This is a genomic window from Rhabdaerophilum sp. SD176 (genome assembly GCF_030143245.1).
In the GTDB taxonomy this organism is placed as follows: Bacteria; Pseudomonadota; Alphaproteobacteria; order Rhizobiales; family Beijerinckiaceae; genus Rhabdaerophilum.
The window spans coordinates 236,505-262,268 of sequence record NZ_JARJNS010000001.1 but is presented as its reverse complement, the minus strand read 5'-3'; the positions used below and the strand labels follow the sequence as shown (position 1 = coordinate 262,268).

The window sequence follows — 25,764 nt, the reverse complement described above, 5'->3', positions numbered from 1 at the left end:
CCCTCTAGCCCGTCAGCATCGCGTAGAGCGCGTCCTTGAGCCTCAGCCGCTCCTTCCGCATCGTCTCGAGGCGGAGATCATCGGTGGGCTCGATATTGGTCTCGGCGCGATGGATCGCGCGGTTGACCTCGTGATAATCCTCGTAGAGCCGGGCGAAATGCGGCTCGCTGGTCTTCAGTTGCGTGATCCGGAACGCATGTTCCGGAAACTCGGCAATCAGTTCGTTCGGCGTGTGGCTCATGGGGTTCCTCCTTCTGGCCGTTCCCGACCGACATTAGTCCCCTCTCGCCCCTCCTCCTTGATGGTCGTCAAAGTTTCAGGCCAGAAGGCCCCGTACGATGGGTACAAGCCCCTCCCCGATGGCCCGTGTATTCGTGGCATCGAGATGGACACCGTCGATCGGCGAGGCTTTCGCCACGCTGCCGGCATCGAAGAAGCCGGTCTCGAACTCGATCGACAGCAGGCGGTAGGCTTCGCCGAGCTTTTCGGAGGCAGCCACCGCCCCGTCGAACAGCTCGGCATAGAACGGGTCCGCCGTCGGCACGATGCGCGGCGGGGCCACCAGCAACACCTTCGGCGCCGGCAGGCCCGGCAGCCGGAACGCATGGCTGCGCGTGATCTCGAGGCAGCGCCTCATGCCGAGCATCGCGCCCGCCCAGCTTCCGGCCTGAATGGGCTTCAGGTCATTCGTGCCCAGCATCAGGATCACGAGGTCCAGCGGTGCATGGGTGTAGAGCAATGTCGGCAGCAGGCGCGCGCCGTTGCGATCACAATCGGCGAGGACATCGTCGAAGCCGGTGGTCCGGCCGCGCAGGCCTTCGTTGATCACCTCGAAGCCGGGCCCGAGCCCGGCCGCAAGCACATTTGGCCAGCGGTTCTCGCGGGCATGGCGTTGCCCGCCCGCTTCCGGATTCGACCCCCAGGTGATGCTGTCGCCATAGGCGAGGATGGTCTTCATCGGCCTAGTCTTTCACCGTTTTCCAGTCAGCCGACATGACTTGCAGACCCTTGCGTTGCGAAGCTTCGGCCATGGTCATCAAGGCGAGCGTGTAAATCGCGACCCCGCCAATGAAGTAAACGCCTGTTAGAACAAGGTCGCCGTTGCCTGCCATTTCTGAGGCCGGCCCCGCATAGCCATAAAGCATTGTCAGCCAGCCGATGCTGAATGGAGCGAGAGTCCAGAATAGCCTCAACCTGACCGTGGGAAACACGAAACTCAACAAGACGGCCAGTGTGCAGATTGGAATCGACAGGAACGCCAAGATCGCCGAGCGGTAACCGTCGCGGCTTGCGATGATGTCCGAGAGACAAAGCCCAGCGAAGCATATGATCAGGATCCTGATGCAGTATCTGCGAAGAAAGGCGATCTGCCTGTCCGAAATGCGGAACCAGATGGGCAAACCGCCGATCACTTGCATACCTCTCGTTCAGACCAGCATCCCCATCGGGTTCTCGATATAGCCGCGGAAGGCCGAGATCAGTTCCGCGCCGAGCGCGCCATCGACGGCGCGGTGGTCGGTCGAGAGCGTGACGGACATCACCGTGGCCACGGCCAGCTGGCCGTTCTTCACCACGGCGCGCTGCTCGCCCGCACCGACCGCCAGGATGGTGGCATGGGGCGGGTTCACGATGGCGGCGAAATCCTTCACGCCGAACATGCCGAGATTGGACACGGCGGTGGTGCCGCCCTGATATTCCTCGGGCTTCAGCTTGCGGGCCTTCGCGCGGGCCGCGAGATCCTTCATCTCGTTCGAGATGGTGGAGAGCGTCTTGTGGCAGGCATCGCGGATGACCGGGGTGATCAGCCCGCCGGGGATCGAGACGGCGACGCCGACATCGGCATGCTTGTGCTTGAGCATGGCATTGTCGGTCCAGCTGACATTGGCATCCGGCACGGCGCGCAGGGCCATGGCCATGGCCTTGATAACCATGTCATTGACCGAGAGCTTGTAGGCCGGCTTGCCGTCCTTCACCGGGGCAGCCTTGTTGATCTGCTCGCGCAGGGCAAGCAGGGCATCGAGCTCGCAATCCACCGTGAGGTAGAAATGCGGCACGGTCTGCTTGGATTCGAGCAGGCGCCGCGCAATGGTCTTGCGCATGCCGTCATGCGGCACTTCCTCGTAGGAGCCTTCCGCGAAAAGCTTCTTGACCGCATCGGCCGAGGGGCCTGAAGCCATGGCGGCCGGAGCCGGTGCCGCCGCGGGCGCCGGAGCGGCCGCACCCGGCATCGGGATGATCTTGGCGCCGCCGCCGGATTTGGCGGCCTCGACATCGGCCATCACGACGCGGCCATGCGGGCCGGTGCCGGCAATCGCGGCGAGGTTGATGCCGGCTTCCTTCGCGATGCGCTTGGCGAGGGGCGAGGCGAAAACGCGCCCGCCCGAGGCTGCCGGGGCTGTCGCCGCGGCCGGGGCCGCAGGGGCCGGAACTGCGGCCGTTGCCGGAGCGGGTGCGGGAGCCGCCCCGCCGCCCGAGGCTGCCGCCTTCACATCCTCGCCTTCGGCCGCGATAATGCCGATCAGCGCATTGACCGCGACATCCTGCGCGCCGGCTTCGACGACGATCTTCGCGAGGATGCCTTCATCCACAGCCTCAACTTCCATCGTGGCTTTGTCGGTCTCGATCTCGGCGATGACATCGCCGGATTTGATCTTGTCGCCCTCTTTTTTCAGCCACTTGGCAAGGTTGCCCTTTTCCATGGTGGGCGAGAGGGCGGGCATCAGGATGTTGATGGGCATCGATGCAGCCTCCCCTCAGCGATACAGCACGGCTTTCGCCGCCGCGACGACTTCACCGACATTCGGCAGAGCCAGCTTCTCGAGATTGGCGGCGTAAGGCATCGGCACGTCCTTGCCGGTCACGCGGGCCACGGGGGCGTCGAGATAATCGAACGCCTCTTCCATGATCTTCATGCCGATTTCGGCCGTGACGCCGCTTTGCGGCCAGCCTTCCTCGATGGCGACGCAGCGGTTCGTCTTCTGGATCGAGCGGACCACGGTGGCGACATCCATCGGACGGATGGTGCGGAGGTCGATGACTTCCGCCTCGATCCCCTCGCCTGCCAAGGCTTCCGCCGCCTTCATGGCATAGGTCATGCCGATGCCGAAGGAGACGAGCGTGACATGGTGGCCGACGCGGGCGACGCGGGCCTTGCCGATGGGGAGGACGAAATCATCGCCCTTCGGCACATCGAAGCTCTGGCCGTAGAGGATCTCGTTCTCGAGGAAGATGATCGGGTTGGGATCGCGGATGGCCGCCTTGAGCAGGCCCTTCGCATCCGCAGCCGTATAGGGCTGGATAACCTTCAGGCCCGGGATCTGGCTGTACCAGGCCGCATAATCCTGGCTGTGCTGCGCTGCGACGCGGGCCGCCGCGCCGTTCGGGCCGCGGAAGACGATCGGGCAGCCAAGCTGGCCGCCGGACATGTAGAGCGTCTTGGCGGCGGAGTTGATGATGTGGTCGATCGCCTGCATGGCGAAGTTGAAGGTCATGAATTCGACGATCGGCTTCAGACCGGCCAGGGCCGCGCCGACGCCGACGCCGGCAAAGCCATGCTCGGTGATCGGGGTGTCGATCACCCGGCGATTGCCGAATTCCTGCAGCAGGCCCTGCGTGACCTTGTAGGCGCCCTGATACTCCGCGACTTCCTCGCCCATGACGAAGACATCGGCATCGCGCCGCATTTCCTCGGCCATGGCATCGCGAAGGGCCTCGCGCACGGTCATCTTCACCATCTCGGTGCCGGCGGGCACTTCCGAGGTGGCGTCATAGGCCGGAATTTCGGTGCGCGGCGCGGCCGGAACCGTGGCGGCCGGCGCGGCGGCGGGAGCCGGCGCCGCAGCAACGGCCGGGGCCGGGCCGCTGGCTGCCGCCGAGGCATCCTCGCCCTCGCCGGCAATGATGGCGATGCGGGTATTCACGGCCACGTTCTCGGTGCCGTCGCCGATCAGGATCTTGGCGAGAATGCCTTCATCCACAGCTTCCACTTCCATGGTCGCCTTGTCGGTCTCGATCTCGGCGATCACGTCACCGGATTTGATCCGGTCGCCTTCCTTCTTGAGCCATTTGGCCAGGGTGCCGCTTTCCATCGTGGGCGAAAGCGCGGGCATCAGAACATCGATGGGCATGGGAAATTCCGTCAATCAGGGGGTGCGCGGGATCAGAGCGTGATGTCGGTCCAGAGCTCGGACACGTCCGGCTCGGGATCCACGGTCGCGAATTCCGCGCTTTCGTTGACGATGCGGCGCACTTCGGCGTCGATCTTCTTGATCTCGTCCTCGGCGATCTTGTGCTTGCCGAGAAGCCGCTCGCGCACCTGCTCGATGGGATCGCGCTCGGAGCGCATCTTCTCGACCTCGTCCTTCGAGCGGTATTTCGCCGGATCCGACATGGAATGGCCGCGATAGCGGTAGGTCTGCATTTCGAGGATGTAGGGGCCCTTGCCGGCGCGGGCATGCTCGATGGCGCGCAAACCGGCCTCGCGGACCGCCTGGACATCCATGCCGTCGACCTGCTCGCCGGGGATGTTGAAGGACACGCCGCGCTTCGAGAAATCGGTCTGGGCCGAGGCGCGGCTCACCGCGGTGCCCATGGCGTAGCGGTTGTTCTCGATGATGTAGACAACCGGCAGGCTCCAGAGCTCGGCCATGTTGAAGCTCTCGTAGACCTGGCCCTGGTTGGCGGCGCCGTCACCGAAATAGGCAAGGCTGACCGAGCCGTTGCTGCGGTACCAGTTGGCGAAGCCGAGGCCGGTGCCGAGCGCGACCTGCGCACCGACAATGCCGTGGCCGCCGTAGAAATGCTTCTCGCGGCTGAACATATGCATCGAGCCGCCCTTGCCGCGCGAATAGCCGCCGCGCCGGCCGGTCAGCTCGGCCATGACGCCGTTCGCATCCATGCCGCAGGCCAGCATGTGGCCATGGTCGCGGTAGCCCGTGATCACCTGGTCGCCGGTCTTCGTGGCCATCTGCATGCCGACGACGACCGCTTCCTGGCCGATATAGAGGTGGCAGAAGCCGCCGATCAGGCCCATGCCATAGAGCTGGCCGGCCTTTTCCTCGAAGCGGCGGATCAGGAGCATCTCGCGGTAGGCGACAAGATCTTCCTCACGGGAGAAGGGCTTCGGCCCGGCGGTCTTCGTAGCGCCGTTCACCTTGCCGGTGGCGGCTTTGGCCGGTTTCTCTGCTTTCGCCGCCGATGCGGTCGTCTTGCCGCGCGTTGCTACACCGCTGCTTGCCTTGGCCGCACTGGTCGCCATGACCTCTCCCCACGTGTTCGTTTCAACCCAAATCGCGCCGTTGGCGTCTTATTCGCCTTTAGGCTTACCGTCTTTTGCCACAAACGCCAGTGGCAAAAAACCTGTCCGCCGGACAATGGGTTTCTGCGAAAAACGCATGGCATGACTGATTTGTCGGCGAATGCTGCGCTGCAACAACAGAAAACTGCGACTTTTTGTGCCAGATCTGCGGAAAGCGCAGGGCTGCCGGGCGCCGGCTCGGTCAGGGGTCGAGCAAGATGATCACGTCATTCCGGTGAGCGGAATTCAGCATCAGCCGCTGACGCTCATCAAGCAGGTCGCGGTCAATTTCCTTGCCGGAAAGCTGCGAAACGCGGCGTTCCCAGGCCTGACGCTCGGCCCTCGCATCGCCGATCTTCCGCACGACCTCGGCCGTCATTCCCTTGGCCTGCTGCTTGGCGAGCAGGCCGCGATCGCCCGTATAGGCGGAATGCGCGAAATAGGCACTCGCGCTCCAGGCGATGGCATGGAAAGCCAGCAGGAAACCGATGCGACGGCGGCGGGTGCGGATGATCATGCCCGGACAATCGCATGCAGTGGTTAAGGAGCGGTAGCGGTCAGGCTGTCCGGCCCTGCCCCGTGCGGATGGTGGTGACCATCAGGCCACCGACGATCAGCGCGATGCCGATCCATTGCAGCAGGCCGGGAATCTCGCCCAGCAGGGGGATGGCCGACACGGTGCCGATGACAGGAATGAGTGGCGGGAACCGGCCCGACAACGCCGCGCCGACCTCGCGCACGGCGAAGCCCCAAAGCCAGAGGCCGAGCACCACGTTGAGCACACCCTGATTGAAGGCATGGAACGCCACGACCCAGGGGTTCACGTTGAGGATGTTGCCGGTTCCGGCCAGCAGATACCAGGGTGAGAAAGCCAAAGCTGACAGCACCGAGAGCACGGCGGTGGCACGCAAAGGATCGACCTTCCAGAGCTGCAGCATCAGCGGATAACCGCCCCAGACCAGCCCGACGCCGAAAAAGCAGAGATCGCCCAGCAGGACATTGCGCGAGCCGGAGGTGCTCGCGGCGAGGCCGATCATCGCGAGGCCCGCTACGACAATGCCGATGCCGAGGATCACGGTCCAGCCCGGCTTGTTGCCGAACATCAGCCAGCCGCCGATCGCGCCGATCACGGTGACGGTGCCGGGGCCGATGGCGGCGCCATGGGCGGCCGGCGACCAGGCGAGGCCCTGCATCATCATCAACGTCATCGGCAGGCCGCTCATGACGGTCAGCACCAGCCCCCTGCCCCAGCCGATACCGGCGCAGTCACGCAGGCCAGACCGGACAAAGAGCGGCAGCAGGATCAACCCCGCTACCAGAAAACGCACGAATGTCATGTCATTCGGCGTCATCCCGTTCTGGATGCCGTGGCGCGAGATCGCAAAATTGGTGCCGTAGATCGTCACGGCACCGAGCATGGCGAGGATGGCAAGGCTGCGCCGGGAGAGGGTCATGTCCGGCTCTCCCCGCCCCGGTTCCGCTCCGCCTCCTGTCAGGCCAGCGCCTTGAGGGCGTTGCGGCCAGCATAGAGCGCCATGTCGCCCAGCTCGCCCTCGATACGCAGGAGCTGGTTGTACTTGGCGGTCCGGTCCGAGCGCGCGAGGCTGCCGGTCTTGATCTGCCCGCAATTCGTGGCGACGGCGAGATCGGCGATGGTGGCATCTTCGGTCTCGCCCGAGCGATGCGACATCACGGCGGTGAAGCCGGCGCGCTGGGCCATGTCGACCGCCGCGAGGGTTTCGGTCAGCGAGCCGATCTGGTTGACCTTCACGAGGATCGAGTTGCCGGTGGCGGTGCGGATGCCCTGCGACAGGCGCTCGACATTGGTGACGAAGAGATCATCGCCGACGAGCTGGCATTTCGAGCCGATCCGGTCGGTCAGGAGCTTCCAGCCCTCCCAATCGTCCTCGGCCATGCCATCCTCGATCGAAACGATCGGATAATCCGAAACCAGTTTCTCAAGATACTTCACTTGTGCTTTGATATCGCGCTTCTTTTTCTCGCCGTGATAATCGTAGACACCGTCCTTGAAGAACTCGGTCGAGGCACAATCCAGCGCGATGGCGATATCGCCATCACGACCGGCCGAGTAGCCGGCCTTCTCGATGGCGGCCATCACGAAATCGAGCGCGGCCTCGGCACTCTTGAGGTTCGGTGCGAAGCCACCCTCGTCGCCGACATTGGTATTGTGGCCCTTGTCCTTCAGCGCTTTCTTCAGCGTGTGGAACACTTCCGCACCCATGCGCAGGCCCTCGGCGAAGCTCGGGGCGCCAATCGGCATGATCATGAATTCCTGGAAGTCGATCGGGTTGTCGGCATGCGCGCCGCCATTGACGATGTTCATCATCGGCACCGGCAGGACGCGGGCGCCGACGCCGCCGACATAGCGATAGAGCGGCAGGCCGCGCGATTCGGCGGCCGCCTTGGCCACGGCGAGGCTGACCCCGAGGATGGCATTGGCTCCAAGGCGCTTCTTGTTCTTCGTGCCGTCGAGTTCGATCATGACCTGGTCGATGGCGGTCTGGTCCTCGGCATCCATCCCGACAATGGCTTCCGAGATTTCGGTCACGACATGGTCGACCGCCTTCTGCACACCCTTGCCGAGATAGCGGGCGCCGCCATCACGCAGCTCCGCCGCTTCATGGGCGCCGGTCGAGGCACCCGAGGGCACTGCCGCCCGGCCGAACGAGCCATCCTCGAGGACAATATCCACCTCGACCGTCGGGTTGCCGCGGCTATCCAGGATTTCGCGGGAAAGGACATCGACGATCAGGGTCATGGGTAGGCTCCTCGGCTGTCAGCGGTGACTGGGCTGCCTCATAGCGAAGGAAACCCAAGGCGGGAAGCGATAAAAGCTTGTCTGCCGGCAGGGATGGCGCCCATGAAGGTGCTGCATGGCAACTCGGAGGTAGCGAAGCCGGCCCGGCTGGGCTAAAGGCGCAGCCAATCGGAAGGAATTGCCATGGCTGCCCCCTTTGAACCCTCGCTCCTCGGCAAGGCCAGCGCCCTGCCCGCCACGCCGGAAGAGGCGGTGCTCGACCGCGTGCCGAATCCGCATCCGGGAACGGAGTATGTCGCCCGCTTCACCTGCCCGGAATTCACTTCGATCTGCCCGGTAACGGGTCAGCCGGATTTCGGGATCCTCGTGATCGATTACGTGCCGGGGGAATGGCTCGTCGAATCGAAATCGCTCAAGCTTTATCTTGGCGCTTTCCGCAATCACGGGGCATTTCACGAGGATTGCACGGTGGGGATCGGCAAAACGCTGGTCGATTTGCTGGCGCCGCGCTGGTTCCGGATCGGTGGCTACTGGTACCCGCGCGGCGGCATCCCGATCGACGTGTTCTTCCAGCATGGCGAGTTGCCAAAGACTGTCTTCCTGCCTGATCAGGGCGTGCCGCCCTATCGCGGGCGCTGAATCCAGGCAAGGATTCGTCAACCGGTCCGGCACTTTCCGGGCCGGGATTTACCCTTCCCCAAACGCGATATGGCAGGGATGCGCGGAACAGGGGAAAGACATGACGCAGAAAATGCAAGGCAAGGGCCTGATGGATCGTCGCTTCGTCGTCGGGGCCGCCTTCCTGTCCGTGCCGGCGATCGGGTTGGTCGGGTTTGCCGCGCAGACCGGCCGGATCGACCTGCTGACGCCGGTTCTGCCCGATGAGGGTGACCTTGCGCCGGTGGCTGGTGTCGAGTTCCGGGGCATGCCGGCGCCACCGATCCAGCGGCAGGCCTTTTTCGAAGGCGTTACACTCGTCAATATCTGGGCGTCCTGGTGCCCCTATTGCCGGTCCGAGCATGGCGAGCTGATGGCCCTTGCGGCGCGGCCGGGCATCCGCCTGTTCGGGATCGTGGCCGATGATACCGAGGACAAGGTGGCCGAGTATCTCCGCGGCCATGGCAACCCGTTCCAGCGCCTCTCGATCGACCACAAGCGGCTTTATCTCCGCGCCTTCAAGCAGCGCGGCGTGCCCTCGACCTACGTGTTCCGTCAGGACGGGGTGTTCCAGCACAAGATCAACGGCGCGTTGACGCCCGAGATCGTCACCGCGCGGCTGCTGCCGGAGGTCCAGGCGGCTTCCGCGTCGGCCTGACGGGAAGGCTCAGGCCTCGGGCTCGCGGTAGTTCAGGCGGGATTTCGTCCGCTCGATCATGCGCTCCTGCGCTTCGGTCGGCCCGCCATGCAGGGCCGCGACCTCCTGCATCATGCGGAAGAGATCATCCAGCGCCTCGGTTTCCAGCGCCACATGCAGGATAGGTGTCAGGTCCGCCACAACGGAATCCGCCTCACCCGCGCCACGGGCGGCAAAGGCGGCCAGCGTCGTGTGATGTTCGGGCTTGCCCTCGAAACCGAACCGTTCGGTCACGAAACGGCTCAGCAGGACATTCTGCTCGGCGGTGATCTCGCCGCGCAGCATGGCCAGTTTCGACAGGAGGACGAGCGCCGCCTCGCGCGGGTCCTGAATGGCACGCAGGGGCGCCCGGGCAGCGCGCTCGCGGGCATCGGCGATGGCCTGCGCGTCGCGCTTCTCCTTGGCACGGGCAGAACGGGCATCGATCCAGGCATTGAGCACCTGCATCCCGTTGCCCCAGACCATCCACATCATGAAGCCGGAAAAGAGCGCGCCGAGAATGGCAAGAATGACTGGCATGTCCGTCTCTCCCGTCAGGCCTTGGCGAGGCTGTCGAACGCCTTGAGCCGTTCAAGCAGGGCGGGCATGTCGGCCAGCGGCACCATGTTCGGCCCGTCCGAGGGCGCGCCGTCCGGGTCCTGATGCGTTTCGATGAAGAGGCCGGCCACCCCGACCGCCACGGCTGCACGGGCCAGCACCGGCACGAATTCACGTTGGCCACCGGAAGAACCGCCTTGCCCGCCCGGCTGCTGCACGGAATGGGTGGCGTCGAAAATGATCGGGCAGCGGCACTGCTCGGCCATGATCGACAGGCCGCGGAAATCGCTCACCAGCGTGTTGTAGCCGAAGGACGTGCCCCGGTCGCAGGCCATGGCGCGGTCATTGCCCGCATCGCGGATCTTCTGGATGACGTTTCGCATGTCCCAGGGCGCGAGGAACTGGCCCTTTTTCACGTTGATCGCGAGGCCGGTTTCGGCTGCTGCCACGAGCAGGTCGGTCTGGCGGCAAAGGAAAGCGGGGATCTGCAGCATGTCCACGGCCTTCGCCGCCTCGGCGCAATGCCAGGGCTCGTGCACATCGGTGATCACCGGCAGGCCGAGATCGCGCCGGATCTCGGCAAAGACCTCCAGCGCCTTGTCGAGCCCGATGCCGCGCGCGGCCTTGCCGCTGGTGCGGTTCGCCTTGTCGAAGGAGGATTTGTAGACCAGCCCGATGCCGAGCCGGGCGCAGATCTCCTTCAGCGAGCCAGCCATATCAAGCGCATGGGCGCGGCTTTCCATCTGGCACGGCCCGGCAATCAGCACGAAGGGCCGCGCATTGCCGAAGATCACGTTGCCGACCTGAACGTCGCTCATCCTGTCACTCCTGGTTGTCACGAACCGCGTGGTTCGCTGCCGGATCCGATCCGCTGGTAGACCGGCCGGCTCTTGCCGGTCGCGACGATGCAGGCGCCGCGCGGCACCGGCACGAAGCCGCTGACCACCGCCCCATGCGGCTGGCAGCGCGGAAACTGCCGCAGGCAATCATCCTGCGTCGCGAAGGGCGCCTGATCCTCCCGCGCGGCGCGCTGCGCCTCGGCGAACCCCTGCCGGCACAGGGCCGGTGGAAGCTGCCCGGCAGCGAGGCAGGCCTGCTCACTGGCAAAGACCTGCCCGTCCGGGCATTCGCCGCGGAAGGCGAACCAGGCCATGGCGCCCGCAATGCCGAGGATCAGCGCGAAGACAATCACCTTCATGCGCGGGGGCCGCTTTCGACGAAGCGGAGCGTCGTGGCAAGGTCGGGCCGGCGCGGCAGGGTCAGCCCGCCGCCATGGCGGATGACGGTTTCGCCTGCAGCGTCCAGTTCGGCTTCGACCACGGAAAGGCGCGAACAGCCGATCTCGATCCCGGCAAAGACCGGCGTCTCGCTGGCTGGCGCGGGTTCGCCATAGCGGAAGGCAAAGCCCTCCGGCGAGACGATGTCGATCAACCCGAGACCGGCCTCGATCTCGATGCCGAACGAGGTCGAGCGCATGCGCCGTTCGCCGACGAATCCGGCGAGGAAGATGTGATGATCCGAGGGGTTCTCGGCGACGAGCGTCACCCGGGCGACGCCGGTCGCAAGGTTGTATTGGTTTTGCGCCTTACTGGACCAGAAATTTTCCGGAAAATGGTGCTGGCAAGTGAAGAAACCGCATTGCGGCATCATCGGGTCGACAGCAAAGGCAAGACTGAACGCAACTTCCGTCTGATTGCCTTTCGGACCGACGGCCTTTCGCGAAAAATGGAATGGTCCAAAGTCGCCCCAACCCGCTGCGCGGAAAACTGCGGAGTCAGCGGCGGCATCGAGTGACTTCAGAACTAGCATCGAGAGGCCAGGGCCTTTCGAGATCGCGTCCCGGACGAATGCGCCGAAAGAGAATTCCCATGGCCGATGGGCAGGGATTTGATCGTGTTTGGCCACAGCGATCAATTCGAGGAAGGTCAGGTCAGAGAACTGAATGATGCGGTTGATTGTTCCCCATGGATGATGGTTCACCGGGCCAACAACAAAACCCAAATCCGCAAACAGTTTCCCTGCCGCATCAAGGTCGTTTACGCCAATAACAAGGTGATCGAGAGGGCGAGACATCCATAATCCAAACGGGTTTTCGGAGCGACGAATGATCGGGGGTCTAGCACCGGCTGCCGCCAGCGTCACCCCTTCCCTCACGGCTCGATGAAATGCGGGATGAACCGGGCGAGATTGCCGGTGATCGGGGATTTGTCCTCGCGGACAAGCATGCCCGCCGGCTCGCTCGCCACCATCCAGGCACCGAGCACGACATGGCCATGGCCGAAATCCGGAATCGGAATGCGCTGCTGGCGGATGAAGCCTTCCTCGCCATAGGGGCCTTCGTTGCCGCTCAGCGCGCGGCCCCGCTCGAACAGCCGGATATTCGCCCCTTCGCGCGAGAAAAGCGGTTTCTCGACATAGGACGGGCCGAGATCGGGCGCCGGCTCGTCGGGGAAATAGGCCGGGACAAGGTTCGGATGGCCCGGTGCCATCTGCCAGAGATAGGGCAGCAGCCCCTTGTTCGAGAGCAGAGACTTCCAGATCGGTTCGAGGAATTGCGTGCCGCAGCCGGGAATGGCCTTGCCGAATTCCTCGCGCATCATCCATTCCCATGGATAAAGCTTGAACAGCACCTCGATCGGGGCCTCGTCGAGATCGACGAATTTTCCGGCCTTGGTGAGCCCGATTTCGTTGACGAAGAGGAATTGCGTCGAAAGCCCGGCCTGCTGCGCGCATTCCTCGAGATAGGCCACCGTGGCGCGGTCCTCGTCGCTGTCATCGAGGCAGGTCAGGTGCAGGCGGTAGGCGCGGCCGTTGCGGAGGTTGCGGAAGGCGCCGATCAGCTTGTCATGGACCGAGTTGTACTGGTCCGAGCCGCGCGGCAGCGCGCCCTTGCCGATCATCTCTTCCAGCCAGAGCCATTGGAAGACGCCGGTCTCCAGCAGGGCGGTTGGCGTATCAGCATTGTATTCCAGCAGCTTGGCCGGGCCCTGCCCGTCATAGGCGAAGTCGAACCGTCCGTAGAGGTTGCGGTCCCCGCGCTGCCAGCTCTCCCAGATCTCGCCCCAGAAGGCGCGCGGAACCGCCAGCCGCGTCAGGATGGCCTCGTCGCGGCAGGCCTTGCCGACAAATTCGAGCGCCATTTCCTCCAGCTCGGCGGAAGGTGCCTCGATCTGTTCCTCGATTTCCTGGAGGGTGAAGCCGAAGGCACCGGTCTCGTCCCAGTAGGGCCGGTCATCGGCACTGTGGAACGAGAAGCCGACCTGCTCCGCCTTGCTGCGCCAGTCCGGTCGCTCGTCCATCTCGAGGCGCCGCATCTTACGAACCCGAGCGCGAGATGGAGCGTCCGATCGAACCGAAGCCGCTGCGCGACGTTGTCGAACGGCTGCTCGTGCTTGAACGCGAGAACGAGGATGGCCGGGCCGCAATTGCCCCGACAGAACTGCGCGCCGCCGGTGCCCCCGTCGCTCCGGCCGGCACTGTCACTGCGCTCGACGCGGCTTTCGACGTGTCCCGGCTGACGGTGTGGCCGCTCGACGTGGAATAGGAACGCCAGCCGCCGCCAGACCCGCTTGTGCTGCTGCCCGAGCGCGGTGGCGCGGTGCAGCCCGGCATGGTTTCCGGCGTCTGTCCGGGCGGGCAGGCCGTGCCGTTCCGCATCGGCGGCAGCAGGGCCTGGCTGTTGCGCTGGCCGTTGAGCGCGTTGGCGACCATGAAGCCAAGCATGGCCGGCACGAAGACGGAGCTGCCGTTGAACGTGGCCGGCCGGCATTGCTGTGCGCCGTATTGTGCCTCGCATTCGGACTGGTTGTTGAATTTCGGCGCGGCCTGGACATGGGATGCGTTGGCATCGGCAAAGTCGCGCTGGCACTGGGCCTGCCCGGGCGAAAGCGGTGCCGGCTGGCCGGACACCGGCGGAATGGACGTCCAGCCCTGATGGGCCCGCATGCATTCCTCGAGAGAGGTATAGAGCCGGGCCTCGGCGGGAGCTTCGGCTGCGGGTGCGTCCTCGAGACGGGTCTTGCCCACCTGCCCGACATAGGCGCCGGCAAAGATCAGCCCCGTTGCGCCGATAAAAATCGCATGGGATCGTTTCATGGCTCCGGCCTTACATCGTCATGGCCGCGGCATTGATCAGCCCGCAGGCGATCGAACAGCCGGCCAGCAGCGTGCCGGCGGAAGCCTGGTTTGCGGCGATCTTGTCCGAAAGGCCGGGAACCATGAGGCGGACAACGAAATACGCCGCCAGCTGGACCACGAAGGCTGCGAAGCCCCAGAGCAGCATGTCGGCGATGTTGCCGGCCTGAGAGATGGCCTTGGCGAGCGGGATGGTGAAGCCGACCAACGTGCCGGCGAGAGCAATCGAGGCCGTCCAGTTGCCTTCGCGGATCAGGGCGAGTTCGTCATGCGCCGTAAACCGCGAATAGACCAGCACGAACAGGGCCAGCATCGCCGCGCCGACCGCGATGTAGAGAAGGAAGAAGGGAATCCCCAAAGCCGAAGCCACGATGCCCGAACCAGCCTGAATCATGCGCGTGCCCCCCTGATCGCGATGCCTCATGTCACCATGACTCAGGCGCGGGTCCAAGGAAAGCACGAGACGCGCCTCCGCCGGGTGCGGCAGCGCACAGCGCTGGGGAAATCCTTACACCAGCCGGCTATGGGCCAATGCTGCCTCGATGAAGCTTGCAAAGAGCGGATGCGGCTCGAACGGGCGTGATTTCAGCTCCGGATGATATTGAACCCCGACAAACCAGGGGTGATCCGGATATTCCACGGTTTCCGGCAGCAATCCGTCCGGCGAGACGCCGGAGAAGAGCAGCCCCTTCCCTTCCAGCGCCTCGCGATAGGCCATGTTGACCTCATAGCGGTGGCGATGGCGTTCCTGGATGGTTGTGGAACCATAGATGGAGGCAATGCGCGAATTGGCGGCGAGTTTCGACTCGTAGGCGCCGAGCCGCATCGTCCCGCCGAGATCGCCGCCGGACTGGCGAATTTCGAGCTGGCCGCGATTCATCCACTCCGTCATCAGGCCGACGACCGGCTGGGGACAGGGGCCGAATTCGGTCGAGGAGGCGCCCGAAATGCCGGCGAGGTTCCGCGCCGCCTCGATGCAGGCCATCTGCATGCCGAAGCAGATGCCGAAATACGGCACCTTGCGCTCGCGGGCGAAGCGCGCCGCCTGGATCTTGCCCTCCGCCCCGCGCAGGCCGAACCCGCCGGGCACGAGAATGCCATGGACATGCTCGAGATAGGACGAGGCATCCTCGCGCTCGAAGATCTCGCTGTCGATCCAGTCGAGATTGACCTTGACCCGGTTGGCGATGCCGCCATGGACCAGGGCCTCGATCAGCGATTTGTAGGCGTCCTTCAGGCCCGTATACTTGCCGACAATGGCAATGGTGACCTGGCCTTCCGGGTTGCGGAGTGTATCGACGATGTGGTGCCAGCGCGAGAGATCGGGCTCGGCCTTGTCGGGCATGCCGAAGATCCGCAGGACCTCGGTATCGAGTCCCTCGGCGTGATAGGCGAGCGGCACGGCATAGATCTGGTCGACATCGCGCGCCTCGATCACCGCGCTTTCGCGCACGTTGCAGAACAAGGCGAGCTTGCGCCGCTCGCCGGCCGGGATCTCGCGGTCGGTGCGGCAGAGCAGGATATCGGGCTGGATGCCGATGGAGCGCAGTTCCTGCACGGAATGCTGGGTCGGCTTGGTTTTCAGCTCGCCGGCGCTCGGGATATAGGGCAGCAGCGTCAGATGCACGAACAGCGAATGCCGCTCCGGCAGGTCGTTGCGGAGCTGGCGGATGGCCTCGAAGAAGGGTAGCCCTTCGATATCGCCGACGGTGCCGCCGATCTCGACCAGCACGAAATCATAGGAGTCATTGCCCGAAACGACGAATTCCTTGATCGCGTCGGTCACGTGCGGGATCACCTGCACAGTGGCGCCGAGATAATCGCCGCGGCGTTCCTTGGCGATGATCTCCTGGTAGATGCGGCCGGTGGTGATGTTGTCGGCCTTGATGGCGGAGCGTCCGGTGAAGCGCTCGTAATGGCCGAGATCGAGATCGGTTTCGGCGCCGTCATCGGTCACGAAGACCTCGCCATGCTGATACGGGCTCATCGTGCCCGGATCGACGTTGAGATAGGGGTCGAGCTTGCGCATCCGCACGCGATAACCGCGCGCTTGCAGCACGGCTGCGAGAGCGGCCGATGCGAGGCCTTTGCCAAGGGAGGAAACCACGCCGCCGGTGATGAATACATATCGCGTCATGGGGCTTGATCTTTACCTTGTGGGGCGCGATTCGCGCAAAGAAAAAAGCGCCATCCCAAGAAAAATGGCGCCTTCAAAAACAGAAGGCGCCCCCTGAACCGGATGGCGCCTTCGTACGGCCCGTCTGTCGAGTGCCGCCCTTACGGACGCGGCTGGCCCGGCTGCTGGTTCTGCCCGCCCTGCATCTGACGCAGTTGGTCCAGCACGTTCGGCGTGCCCTGCGGCGCGGCGGGAACAGTTCCGCCCTGCGTGGTCGGCGGCGGCGGGGCGATATTGTCCAGCGGCGAGGCCGGGGCCCGCCCGCGGGCGGCAATCACAGCCAGGGCCATCGAGGTGATGAAGAACGCCGTGCCGAGAATGGCCGTGATCCGCGTGAGGAGGTTGGCCTGGCCGCGGCCGCTCATGAAGGCCGACGGGCTTGAGCCCATGCCGAGGCCGCCGCCTTCGGAGCGCTGCAACAGCACCACGCCGCACAGCGCGATGACGATCAGAAGGTGGATGACGATCAGTACGGTTTCCATGGAAGCCTGCTCGGGCGGGTTTGACCCCCGCGAATGCGATTTGCGCTGTCTGTTAGCGACAATATGGCGGCAGGGGAAGTAAAATTCCAACCCCTGCCCCGTCGAAACCCGCGTCAGGCCGCGCGGATGATGGCCAGGAAGTCTGCTGCCTTCAGGCTGGCACCGCCGACCAGCGCCCCGTCTACATCAGCCAGGTTGAGGATTTCGGCGGCATTGGCCGGCTTCACCGAACCGCCATAGAGAAGCCGCGTCGCCTGCGCGGCAGGCTTGCCCAGCAGGCGGGCCAGCGTCCGGCGGATCTCGGCATGCATGTCGGCAATGTCCTGCAGCGTCGGCGTCAGGCCGGTGCCGATGGCCCAGACCGGCTCGTAGGCCACGACAAAGCCGCCGGCCGGCGCATCCTTCGGCACCGAGCCGCGAACCTGCCGCGCCACGACGGCAAGGGCCTTGCCGGCCTCGCGTTCGGCCCGCGTCTCGCCGACACAGATGATCGGCATCATGCCCTGCGCCAGCACCGCTGCCGCCTTGGCCGCGACATCGGCATCCTTCTCGCCGTGGTCGGCGCGGCGCTCGGAATGGCCGACAATCACGGCCTTTGCACCGGAATCAAACAGCATTCCGGCAGAGAGATCGCCCGTATGGGCGCCCTCCCCGAGCGGGCTGCAATCCTGTGCGCCGATCGAAACCGCAGAGCCGAGGGCCAGCGCTGCCGCCGGGAACAGGAGCGTCGCGGGCGGGCAGACCATCACATCCACCTTCGCACGGAGGGTGGCGTCGCAGGCCTTCGCCATCTCGCCGATTTCGGCGAGGCTCGCGCGCGTCCCGTTCATCTTCCAGTTTCCGGCCACCAGCGGCTTGCGCATGCTTCTGCTCCCTGCTTCAGTTCCGGCGCGGCCTATCATGGGCTTGTTTCAGGCGCAATTGCCCGGCTTTTGCCGTGTTCCCGTGCTTGCCAAGGGGAGAGGCCGCCCCTATGGTCCGGCCCCGCTTCCCGCCCCGTAACACGGACGAATGACCGCCCATGCTGACTGCGATCCGTACCGCCTCTTCCAAATGGCTCGGCCGCCTCGTGCTGACCGTGATCATGGGGTTCCTGATCGTTTCCTTTGCCATCTGGGGCATCGGCGACATTTTCCGCGGCGGTGTGAACCGGACGGTCGCGAAGGTCGGCTCTGCCACGATCAACGCCGACGAGTTCCGCGCGGCCTACAATACCGAGCTGCAGCGCATCCAGCGTCAGGTGCGGCGGGTGGTCACGTCGGAGGAGGCGCGCGCCTTCGGGCTCGATCGCGGGCTGCTCAACCGGCAGATCGATGAACTGGCGCTGACGGAGCAGGCCCGCAAGCTCGGTCTCGCTGTCGACCAGCTGACCGTGATGCGTTCGATCACCGAGGCGCCGGAATTCAAGACTGGCGGGATTTTCGACCGCGCCCGCCTCGCCGATGCGCTGTCACAGGCCGGGCTCAGCGAGCAGGCCTTCGTTCAGCGCCAGACCGACCTTCTGCTGCGGCAGCAGATCTTCAATGGCCTCGCCGGCGGCATGGCCGGCGCGAAGGCCCTTGGCAAGGCCGTGCACCAGTTCCGCAACGAGGAGCGCAATCTCGATGTGATCCTCGTGCCGGTCGACAAGGTGCCAGCCGCGGCCGAGCCCGACGAGGCGGCCCTCAAGGCATTCTTCGAGGAGCGCAAGGCCGAGTTCCGCACGGTCGAGACGCGCAAGGTCTCGATCATCCAGGTGCAGCCGGCGGATTTCGCGGCCAGCCTTGTCATCACGGAAGCCGATCTCCGCGCCTATTATGACCGGCAGGTCATTGCAGGCCGTTTCGGATCGCCCGAGCGCCGTCAGGCGCAGCGCGTGCTGTTTGACAGCGAGGACGAGGCCAAGGCTGCAGCGGCGAAGCTGGCCGGCGGCATGACCTTCGAGGCGCTGCTGGCCGAGCGCAAGCTGAGTGCGGCCGATGTCGATCTCGGCCTGAAAACCGCTGCCGAGCTCACCGATGCTGCCCTCCGCGATGCGGTTTTCAAGACGGCGGAAGGCCAGCTCAGCGCCCCGGTAAAGGACCCGTTCGGCTTCGTGCTCGTGCGCGTCCTGAAAGTGGAGCCGGCCCGCGTGACGCCTTTCGAGGCTGTGCGCGGCCAGATCGAGGGCGATGCCCGGATGGACAAGCTCCAGAGCGACCCTTCGATCAAGGCGCAGGTCGACGGCCTGTTCCGGAAGATCGAGGACCAGCGCATCGCCGGCAAGAGCCTTGCCGAGACGGCGCAGGCGGTCGGTGCGCGGCTTGTCACGCTGGCTGCACTCGACCGGCAGGGCAATGACGGCAATGGCAACCGCGTTCCGGTTCCCGGTGGCACCGAGACCATCAACGCCGTGTTCGCTTCGGATATCGGGCTCGACAACGAGCCCTTGCAGGGCCGCGATGGCGGCTACACCTGGTATGAGGTGAATGCCGTCGAGCCGGCCCGCGACAAGAATTTTGATGAAGTGAAGGACCAGGTCCGCACGCGGCTTCTGGCCGATCGTCGAGACAAGGCCCTGGCCGAATTCATGACCGGCCTCTTCAAACGGGTGGAGGAAGGGGCGACCCTCGCCGCGATCAGCCAGGAACTCGGGCTGCCGGTGCAGCGTTTCGCCGGGATCCGCCGGAATGCGCGCGAGGCGACGCTGGGTGCGTCGGGCGTCGAGCGGGCCTTTGCCGGCCCGGTCGGCAAGCCGGTCAGCGCGCTGGCAGGCGACGGAACCAGCCGGGCGCTGATCGTTCCGGTCGACGCGACCTTGCTGGCGCATGATCCGGCGCAGGATGTGGCCTCCGGCCTCGAACGGCAGATCAGCACCGGCCTCGCCGAGGACCTTATGGCGCAATACATTGCCGCCTTGCGCAAGTCGGTCGGGGTGTCGATCAACCAGACGGTTCTCAACCAGGCCCTCGGCCAGACGAACTGACATGTCGATCGAGCCTGCATTCGCCGCTTTCGAGGCGCGCTACCGCGCGGGAGAGGCGCAGTGCCTCGCCACGCGCCTCGTGGCGGATCTCGAGACGCCGGTTTCAGCCTATCTCAAGATGCGCGCACTGGCGGGCGACACGCCGAGCTTCCTGCTCGAATCGGTCGAAGGCGGCGCGGTTCGCGGGCGCTATTCCATCATCGGGCTCAAGCCGGACCTGACCTGGCGCTGCCGGGATGGACAGACCGAAGCGAGCCGCCACGGCGGGCCCTTCGAGCCTTGCCCCGGCGCGCCGCTCGATGCCCTTCGGGCGCTGATCGCCGAGAGCCGCATCCCGCATCTCGATGACCTGCCGCCTATGGCGAGTGGCGTGTTCGGTTTCCTCGGCTATGACATGGTCCGCCAGATGGAGCGGCTCGGCCCGGCCAAGGCCGATCCGATCGGCGTGCCGGATGCGCTGATGATCCGCCCGACGCTCGTCCTCGTCTTCGATGCGGTGAAGGACGAAATCGTGGTGATCACCCCGGTTTTCCCCGTGGCCGGTCGCCCGGCCCGCGCCGCCTATGAGGCGGCGGCCGAGCGCCTGCAGGCTGCGATCGGCGCGCTGGAAGCGCCGCTCGTGCAGGAACTGGCTGACGAGGATGCCCTCGCCCGCCTTCCCGAGGCGCAGTCCAATACCAGTCCGGCAGAATACGAGGCGATGGTTGCCGCGGCGAAGGAATACATCCTTGCCGGCGACATTTTCCAGGTGGTGCTGAGCCAGCGTTTCTCGACGTCGTTCGACCTGCCGGCCTTCGCGCTCTACCGCTCGCTGCGGCGCGTCAACCCCTCGCCCTATCTGTGCTATCTCGATTTCAACGATTTCCAGATCGTCTGTTCGAGCCCGGAAATCCTGGTCAAGGTGGTCGAGGGCAAGGTGACGATCCGGCCGATCGCCGGCACGCGCAAGCGCGGCGCGACCCTCGCCGAGGACCGCGCGCTGGAGCAGGAATTGCTGGCTGATCCGAAGGAGCGCGCGGAACATCTGATGCTGCTCGATCTTGGCCGCAACGATGTCGGCCGCGTTGCCGAAATCGGCTCGGTAACGGTCACCGACAGCTTCTTCATCGAGCGCTACAGCCAGGTGATGCATATCGTCAGCCATGTCGAGGGGCGGCTTGACCCGCGCCATGACCTGATCGAGGCGCTGGCCTCCGGCTTCCCGGCCGGCACGGTTTCCGGCGCGCCGAAGATCCGCGCCATGCAGATCATCGACGAGCTGGAAAAGGACAAGCGCGGCGCCTATGCCGGCGCGATCGGGTATTTCGGCGCCGATGGCGCGATGGATACCTGCATCGTGCTGCGCACCGCTCTCGTCAAGGACGGGGTGATGCATGTGCAGGCGGGAGCCGGCATCGTCCATGACTCCGTGCCGGCTTCCGAACAGGCAGAGTGCGAGAACAAGGCGAAGGCCCTGTTCCGCGCGGCCGAGGATGCGGTGCGGTTCGCCAGCCGTGGCAAGCGGGGGCAGTAGTTTGGATCGAGAAACAGCCAAACGCTTTGTGAAAGCGGTGATTGCAGCGACGGATCAGATTGATGCAGCGTTGCGGCTTGCAGTCCCGGAAGCCGACGGCGATGACTGGAAATTGCTCGCAAGACCCGTTGGTGAACTCCATGGCGTCGCCTATTGTGATATCCTGATGTCGGTGTATCGCCAGCATCCCGGCTTGGAGCGGGAAGTCGAAACCGAGCTTGGTAATCCCTATCCCTGATCGGCAAAACACAGACCGAGATCCTTTCCCATGCGCATCGCGTTGATCGACAATTACGACAGCTTCACCTTCAACGTCGTCCATGCCCTCGGGGCGGAAGGCGCGAAGGTCGAGGTCTGGCGGAATGATGCGCTTTCGGCCGAGGAGCTGCTGGCGCGCAAGCCGGATGCGGTGGTGATCTCGCCCGGGCCCTGCACGCCGAACGAGGCCGGTATCTCGCTCGACACGATCCGGCTGGCCGCCGGGAAGGTGCCGCTGTTCGGCATCTGCCTCGGGCACCAGGCGATCGGGCAGGCTTTCGGCGGCAAGGTGATCCGCAACCAGCCGATGCATGGCAAGATCTCGCGCATCACGCATGACGGCAAAGGCCTGTTCCGGGGGATCAACGGCCCGGTTTCGGTGACGCGCTATCATTCGCTGGTTGTCGAGGCGGCGAGCCTGCCCGAGGCTCTGGTCGCCACGGCGCGGAGCGAGGACGGGCTGGTCATGGCGCTGCAGCACCGTGCGATGCCGATTTATGGCGTCCAGTTCCACCCGGAAAGCATCGCCACCGAACAGGGCGCGCAGATCTGCCGGAATTTCCTGACGCTCGCCCGCGAATTCCATGCCTGCACGCGGGCTGCGTGAGGCCGGATCCCGCATCGCGCCTTGTCTTCGCGGGCGCCAGCCCGTATTCGAAATGGCGGAAACGCCCGATCCGGCGCCTGCCAGGCACCTGTCGCGACGAGCCCAGCCACCAAGAGTGAAGCCATCACCACGAGTTCAGTATGGACGCCTTCAAACCATTGATCGCCAAGGTCGCGGCCGGCCTTCCCCTGACCCGCGCGGAAGCCGAGATGGCCTTCGGGCAGATCCTTTCGGGCGAGACCACACCGGCCCAGAATGCCGGCTTCCTGATGGCGTTGCGCGTGCGCGGCGAGACGGTGGATGAATTGTTCGGCGCCGTCCGGGCGATGCGCAGCAAGATGCTGGTCGTTCCGCCTGTCGAAGGCTCGATGGATGTCGTGGGCACGGGCGGGGATGCGTCGGGCTCGTGGAACGTCTCGACGCTGGCCAGCCTGATCGTGGCAAGCTGCGGCGTACCGGTAGCCAAGCATGGCAACCGGGCGGCCTCGTCCAGCTCCGGCGCGGCCGATGTGCTGCAGGCTCTCGGCGTCAAGATCGGCCTGACACCGGCCGAGATCACGCAATGCCTCCAGAAGGCCGGTTATGCCTTCATGGTTGCCCCCGCCCATCACCCGGCCATGCGCCATGTCGCGCCGGTGCGGACCGAGCTGGGCACCCGGACGATCTTCAACCTGCTGGGTCCGCTGTCGAACCCGGCCGGTGTGAAGCGATTGCTGCTCGGCGTTTTCGCGAAGTCCTGGCTCGACCCTATCGCCGAGACCCTGCGGGATCTCGGCACCGAGCGGGCCTGGGTCATGCATGGCTCGGACGGGCTGGACGAGATCACCACCACCGGGCCGACCCATGTCGTCGAGCTGAAGGACGGCGCCCTGCGCCGGTTCGAGATCAGCCCTGCCGATGCCGGGCTCCCCCTTGCCGATCCTGCCGCGCTGAAGGGCGGCGAGCCGGGCCAGAATGCGGCGGCCCTGCGCGCTGTGCTCGCGGGCGAGAAGAATGCCTATCGGGACATCGCGCTGTTCAATGCCGCTGCGGCCCTTGTCATCGCTGACAAGGCGCCTGACCTCCGGGGCGGCGTGGCCTTGGGCGCTGCCGCTTTGGACGAAGGCCGCGTTTCCGCTCTGCTCGCCCGGGTCGTCGAGACCTCGAATGCGGGGGTGGCATGAGCGATATTCTCCGCCAGATCGAGGCGACGAAACGTGAGGAAATCGCCGCGGCGAAGCGCGCCGTGCCGGAGGCCGAATTGCGCCGCCTGGCGGAAGCGGCCCTGCCGGTGCGCGGCTTCCAGGCGGCCATCGAGGCCCATCTGGCCGCCGGCCGTTTCGCGCTGATTGCCGAAATCAAGAAGGCGAGCCCGTCCAAGGGGTTGATCCGGGCCGATTTCGACCCGCCTGCCCTCGCCCGGGCCTATGCCGAAGGCGGCGCGACCTGCCTGTCGATCCTGACGGACCGGCCCTATTTCCAGGGTGCGCCGGAATTCCTCGTCGCGGCCCGTGCCGCCTGTTTGTTGCCGGTGATCCGCAAGGATTTCCTGTTCGAGCCCTACCAGGTCTACGAGGCGCGGGCGATGGGGGCGGATTGCATCCTCGTCATCATGGCCTCGGTGGACGATGCCGCCGCCCGCGATCTCGTGGCGACGGCGCAGGGCCTTGGCATGGATGCGCTGGTCGAGGTGCATGACGAGGCCGAACTGGACCGCGCCCTCGCCTTGCCCTCGCGGCTGGTCGGCATCAATAACCGCGATCTCCGGAGCTTCGAGGTTTCGCTGGCGACGAGCGAGCGGCTTGCGCCGCGCATCCCGGGCGACCGGATCATCATCGGCGAGAGCGGCATTTTCACGTTTGATGATTGCCAGCGGCTGGCCAAGAGCCGGATCGGCACGTTCCTTGTCGGCGAGAGCCTGATGCGGCAGGCGGATGTGGCGAGCGCCACCCGGGCGCTGCTCGGCCTGCCGGGAGCCGGAGCCGCGGCATGAGCGAGGCGGCCCGGCTGACCCATCTCGATGCCAGCGGCGCCGCCCACATGGTCGATGTCGGCGAGAAGGCGGTGACGACCCGCGAGGCGCTTGCCGAGGGCCATGTGGTGATGGCGCCGGCGACGCTGGCGCTGATCCGCGACGGGCTGTCCAAGAAGGGCGACGTCATCGCCGTGGCGCGGCTTGCCGGGATCATGGCGGCGAAACGCACGCATGAGCTTATCCCGCTCTGCCACCCGCTGCTGCTCACCAAGGTCGCCGTCGATCTCGAACCGGACGAGCGCTTGCCCGGCCTGCGCATTACCGCCCGCGCCCGGGTTTCCGGGCAGACCGGCGTGGAGATGGAAGCGCTGACGGCGGTCAGCGTCGCCTGCCTCACCGTCTATGACATGGCCAAGGCGGTCGATCGTGGCATGGTGATCGGCGGGATCCGGCTGCTGGAGAAGACCGGCGGCAAATCCGGCGACTGGCGCGCGGAGGGCTGAGATGGCCGGGCTGCTGCCGGTAGAGGATGCGCTGGCCCTGCTGGTCGAGGCCGGCGTTGCCCATCCCCGCCGGCAGGAGATGGTGCCTGTCCAGCAGGCGAGCGGCCGGGTGCTTGCCGCCGATCTCGCCGCGCTTCGTACGCAACCGCCGATGGCCATGTCAGCGATGGACGGGTTTGCACTTCGCTCGGTCGATGGCGCCGTGCCGGGTTCGGTTCTCCGGATCATCGGCGAGAGTGCGGCGGGACACCCTTTTGCCGGCACTGTCGGCCGGGGAGAAGCCATCCGGATCTATACGGGCGCGATCCTGCCTGCCGGCGCGGATTGCGTCGTGATGCAGGAAAATGCCACGGCCGAGGGCGAGCATGTCACGCTCGCCGTGGCTGCGCAGGCGGGACGGCACATCCGCCCGGCGGGGTGCGACTTCCATGAGGGACAGCGACTGCTCTCTGCCGGCACCCGCCTCACGCCCGGCCATATCGCGCTGGCCGGAGCGATGAACCACGCAGGAATTCCCGTTTTTGCCCGGCCCCGGATCGGCGTTCTGGCGACAGGCGACGAGCTTGTCTTGCCCGGCGCCCCGCGCGAGCCGCACCAGATCGTGGCGACCAATGCCTTTGCAGCCATGGCGATGATGCGTCCGATGGAGGTGGAGATCGTCGATCTCGGCATCGCCGCCGACACACCGGAGGCGCTGAATGCCTCCATCGACCGCGCCCTGGCGGAAGCGGTGGATTGCCTTGTCACCATCGGCGGCGCCTCGGTCGGCAAACATGATCTTGTCCGGCCGGTCGCGGCGGCGCGCGGGGCCGAACTCGCCTTCTACAGGATTGCGATGCGGCCGGGAAAACCGCTGAATTTCGGCCGGCTCGGGCCCATGCTGCTGCTTGGCCTGCCGGGCAACCCGGTTTCGGCCCTGGTCTGTACGCGCCTCTTCCTGTTGCCACTGATCGCCGCCATGCAGGGCGATCATCATGCCGGGCAGGATCTCAGCGAGGCGGCGGTTCTCGGCGGGGATTTCCCGGCCAATGACGAGCGGCAGGATTATGTGCGCGTCATGCTGGAGCGCGATGCGCGCGGGATCTGGATCGCCCGGCCAGCCGGCGGGCAGGATTCCTCCTTCCTTTCGGTGCTGGCCCGCGCCGATGGCCTCCTGATCCGGCGGCCGCATGCCCCCGCAGGCCAGCCCGGAGACCCGGCGCGCGTGCTCCGGCTCGGCTGATGCCC

General features: G+C 65.5%; 29 protein-coding genes and 1 pseudogene. 10 read left to right on the top strand and 20 right to left on the bottom strand.

All coding sequences use genetic code 11. The annotated features are described in order from the left end of the window. Positions 1-4 precede the first annotated feature (4 nt). The 9 genes from P0652_RS01250 to eno form a co-directional block, all read right to left on the bottom strand. A complete protein-coding gene (locus P0652_RS01250; RefSeq protein ID WP_284176935.1) occupies positions 5-241 on the bottom strand; it encodes an HP1242/YdcH family protein in 237 nt (78 codons plus the stop codon). A gap of 75 nt (positions 242-316) precedes the next feature. After that, on the bottom strand, positions 317-958 hold the full coding sequence (locus P0652_RS01245) for an SGNH/GDSL hydrolase family protein (RefSeq protein ID WP_284176934.1): 642 nt from the start codon (positions 956-958) through the stop codon (positions 317-319). Positions 959-962: 4 nt separating this feature from the next. After that, complete coding sequence (locus P0652_RS01240; RefSeq protein ID WP_284176933.1) at positions 963-1,418, bottom strand: hypothetical protein; 456 nt, start codon at positions 1,416-1,418, stop codon at positions 963-965. A gap of 9 nt (positions 1,419-1,427) precedes the next feature. Next, positions 1,428-2,738: a pyruvate dehydrogenase complex dihydrolipoamide acetyltransferase gene (locus tag P0652_RS01235; protein WP_284176932.1), complete on the bottom strand. Its 1,311-nt coding sequence runs from the start codon at positions 2,736-2,738 to the stop codon at positions 1,428-1,430. Between the two features lie 15 nt (positions 2,739-2,753). Then, positions 2,754-4,127, bottom strand: coding sequence for a pyruvate dehydrogenase complex E1 component subunit beta (locus P0652_RS01230; protein ID WP_284176931.1), 1,374 nt, complete (start codon positions 4,125-4,127; stop codon positions 2,754-2,756). 32 nt (positions 4,128-4,159) lie between these two features. Then, entirely contained in the window at positions 4,160-5,257 is a 1,098-nt protein-coding gene (pdhA, locus tag P0652_RS01225; protein WP_284176930.1) for a pyruvate dehydrogenase (acetyl-transferring) E1 component subunit alpha, read from the bottom strand. Between the two features lie 241 nt (positions 5,258-5,498). Continuing rightward, positions 5,499-5,813, bottom strand: coding sequence for a septum formation initiator family protein (locus P0652_RS01220; RefSeq protein WP_284176929.1), 315 nt, complete (start codon positions 5,811-5,813; stop codon positions 5,499-5,501). Between the two features lie 40 nt (positions 5,814-5,853). After that, positions 5,854-6,750 carry a DMT family transporter gene (locus tag P0652_RS01215; RefSeq protein ID WP_284176928.1) on the bottom strand — a complete coding sequence of 299 codons (897 nt, stop codon included), beginning with the start codon at positions 6,748-6,750 and terminating at the stop codon, positions 5,854-5,856. 38 nt (positions 6,751-6,788) lie between these two features. Next, a complete protein-coding gene (gene eno / locus P0652_RS01210; RefSeq protein ID WP_284176927.1) occupies positions 6,789-8,075 on the bottom strand; it encodes a phosphopyruvate hydratase in 1,287 nt (428 codons plus the stop codon). Between the two features lie 183 nt (positions 8,076-8,258). Here eno and queF point away from each other — a divergent pair, with 183 nt between their 5' ends. Both queF and P0652_RS01200 read left to right on the top strand, forming a co-directional pair. Beyond that, on the top strand, positions 8,259-8,714 hold the full coding sequence (queF, locus tag P0652_RS01205; protein WP_284176926.1) for a preQ(1) synthase: 456 nt from the start codon (positions 8,259-8,261) through the stop codon (positions 8,712-8,714). A 100-nt stretch (positions 8,715-8,814) separates the two neighbouring features. After that, complete coding sequence (locus P0652_RS01200) at positions 8,815-9,390, top strand: redoxin family protein (RefSeq protein WP_284176925.1); 576 nt, start codon at positions 8,815-8,817, stop codon at positions 9,388-9,390. Positions 9,391-9,399: 9 nt separating this feature from the next. Here P0652_RS01200 and P0652_RS01195 read toward each other — a convergent pair whose 3' ends face one another. From P0652_RS01195 to tpiA, 11 genes and pseudogenes are all read right to left on the bottom strand, one after another. Further along, a complete protein-coding gene (locus P0652_RS01195) occupies positions 9,400-9,948 on the bottom strand; it encodes a hypothetical protein (RefSeq protein WP_284176924.1) in 549 nt (182 codons plus the stop codon). Between the two features lie 14 nt (positions 9,949-9,962). Then, positions 9,963-10,784 carry a 3-deoxy-8-phosphooctulonate synthase gene (gene kdsA, locus P0652_RS01190; protein WP_284176923.1) on the bottom strand — a complete coding sequence of 274 codons (822 nt, stop codon included), beginning with the start codon at positions 10,782-10,784 and terminating at the stop codon, positions 9,963-9,965. Positions 10,785-10,801: 17 nt separating this feature from the next. Then, positions 10,802-11,164, bottom strand: coding sequence for a DUF1190 domain-containing protein (locus P0652_RS01185; protein WP_284176922.1), 363 nt, complete (start codon positions 11,162-11,164; stop codon positions 10,802-10,804). Further along, the gene (locus tag P0652_RS01180; RefSeq protein WP_284176921.1) at positions 11,161-11,442 is read right to left on the bottom strand and encodes a hypothetical protein; all 282 of its coding nucleotides are present in this window, start codon (positions 11,440-11,442) and stop codon (positions 11,161-11,163) included. Before P0652_RS01180 ends, P0652_RS01185 begins: the two co-directional genes overlap by 4 nt. 93 nt (positions 11,443-11,535) lie before the next feature. After that, positions 11,536-12,039 (bottom strand): annotated as a pseudogene (locus tag P0652_RS18765) (VOC family protein); the annotation flags it as partial. Between the two features lie 77 nt (positions 12,040-12,116). Next, positions 12,117-13,280, bottom strand: a complete 1,164-nt coding sequence (locus P0652_RS01170; RefSeq protein ID WP_284176919.1) for a glutathionylspermidine synthase family protein — start codon at positions 13,278-13,280, stop codon at positions 12,117-12,119. 1 nt (position 13,281) lies between these two features. Beyond that, positions 13,282-14,061: a DUF1190 domain-containing protein gene (locus P0652_RS01165; protein WP_284176918.1), complete on the bottom strand. Its 780-nt coding sequence runs from the start codon at positions 14,059-14,061 to the stop codon at positions 13,282-13,284. 10 nt (positions 14,062-14,071) lie between these two features. Then, on the bottom strand, positions 14,072-14,494 hold the full coding sequence (locus tag P0652_RS01160; protein ID WP_284176917.1) for a DUF350 domain-containing protein: 423 nt from the start codon (positions 14,492-14,494) through the stop codon (positions 14,072-14,074). A 114-nt stretch (positions 14,495-14,608) separates the two neighbouring features. After that, positions 14,609-16,237 carry a CTP synthase gene (gene pyrG / locus P0652_RS01155; RefSeq protein WP_284176916.1) on the bottom strand — a complete coding sequence of 543 codons (1,629 nt, stop codon included), beginning with the start codon at positions 16,235-16,237 and terminating at the stop codon, positions 14,609-14,611. Between the two features lie 140 nt (positions 16,238-16,377). Further along, positions 16,378-16,758 (bottom strand): preprotein translocase subunit SecG, encoded by a 381-nt coding sequence (secG, locus tag P0652_RS01150; protein ID WP_284176915.1) that lies wholly within the window; start codon positions 16,756-16,758, stop codon positions 16,378-16,380. Between the two features lie 113 nt (positions 16,759-16,871). Continuing rightward, positions 16,872-17,621 carry a triose-phosphate isomerase gene (gene tpiA / locus P0652_RS01145; RefSeq protein ID WP_284176914.1) on the bottom strand — a complete coding sequence of 250 codons (750 nt, stop codon included), beginning with the start codon at positions 17,619-17,621 and terminating at the stop codon, positions 16,872-16,874. 158 nt (positions 17,622-17,779) lie between these two features. Here tpiA and P0652_RS01140 point away from each other — a divergent pair, with 158 nt between their 5' ends. From P0652_RS01140 to P0652_RS01105, 8 genes are all read left to right on the top strand, one after another. Continuing rightward, positions 17,780-19,702, top strand: a complete 1,923-nt coding sequence (locus P0652_RS01140) for a SurA N-terminal domain-containing protein (RefSeq protein ID WP_284176913.1) — start codon at positions 17,780-17,782, stop codon at positions 19,700-19,702. A 1-nt stretch (position 19,703) separates the two neighbouring features. Next, on the top strand, positions 19,704-21,215 hold the full coding sequence (gene trpE / locus P0652_RS01135; RefSeq protein WP_284176912.1) for an anthranilate synthase component I: 1,512 nt from the start codon (positions 19,704-19,706) through the stop codon (positions 21,213-21,215). A 1-nt stretch (position 21,216) separates the two neighbouring features. Continuing rightward, positions 21,217-21,453: a hypothetical protein gene (locus P0652_RS01130; RefSeq protein ID WP_284176911.1), complete on the top strand. Its 237-nt coding sequence runs from the start codon at positions 21,217-21,219 to the stop codon at positions 21,451-21,453. A gap of 30 nt (positions 21,454-21,483) precedes the next feature. Beyond that, a complete protein-coding gene (locus P0652_RS01125) occupies positions 21,484-22,080 on the top strand; it encodes an anthranilate synthase component II (protein WP_284176910.1) in 597 nt (198 codons plus the stop codon). A gap of 140 nt (positions 22,081-22,220) precedes the next feature. Next, complete coding sequence (gene trpD / locus P0652_RS01120) at positions 22,221-23,243, top strand: anthranilate phosphoribosyltransferase (protein WP_284176909.1); 1,023 nt, start codon at positions 22,221-22,223, stop codon at positions 23,241-23,243. Continuing rightward, a complete protein-coding gene (trpC, locus tag P0652_RS01115; protein WP_284176908.1) occupies positions 23,240-24,052 on the top strand; it encodes an indole-3-glycerol phosphate synthase TrpC in 813 nt (270 codons plus the stop codon). Before trpD ends, trpC begins: the two co-directional genes overlap by 4 nt. After that, positions 24,049-24,537 (top strand): cyclic pyranopterin monophosphate synthase MoaC, encoded by a 489-nt coding sequence (moaC, locus tag P0652_RS01110; protein ID WP_284176907.1) that lies wholly within the window; start codon positions 24,049-24,051, stop codon positions 24,535-24,537. The genes trpC and moaC overlap by 4 nt, the downstream gene beginning before the upstream one ends. 1 nt (position 24,538) lies before the next feature. After that, on the top strand, positions 24,539-25,759 hold the full coding sequence (locus tag P0652_RS01105) for a molybdopterin molybdotransferase MoeA (RefSeq protein WP_284176906.1): 1,221 nt from the start codon (positions 24,539-24,541) through the stop codon (positions 25,757-25,759). The last annotated feature ends 5 nt before the right edge of the window (positions 25,760-25,764 follow it).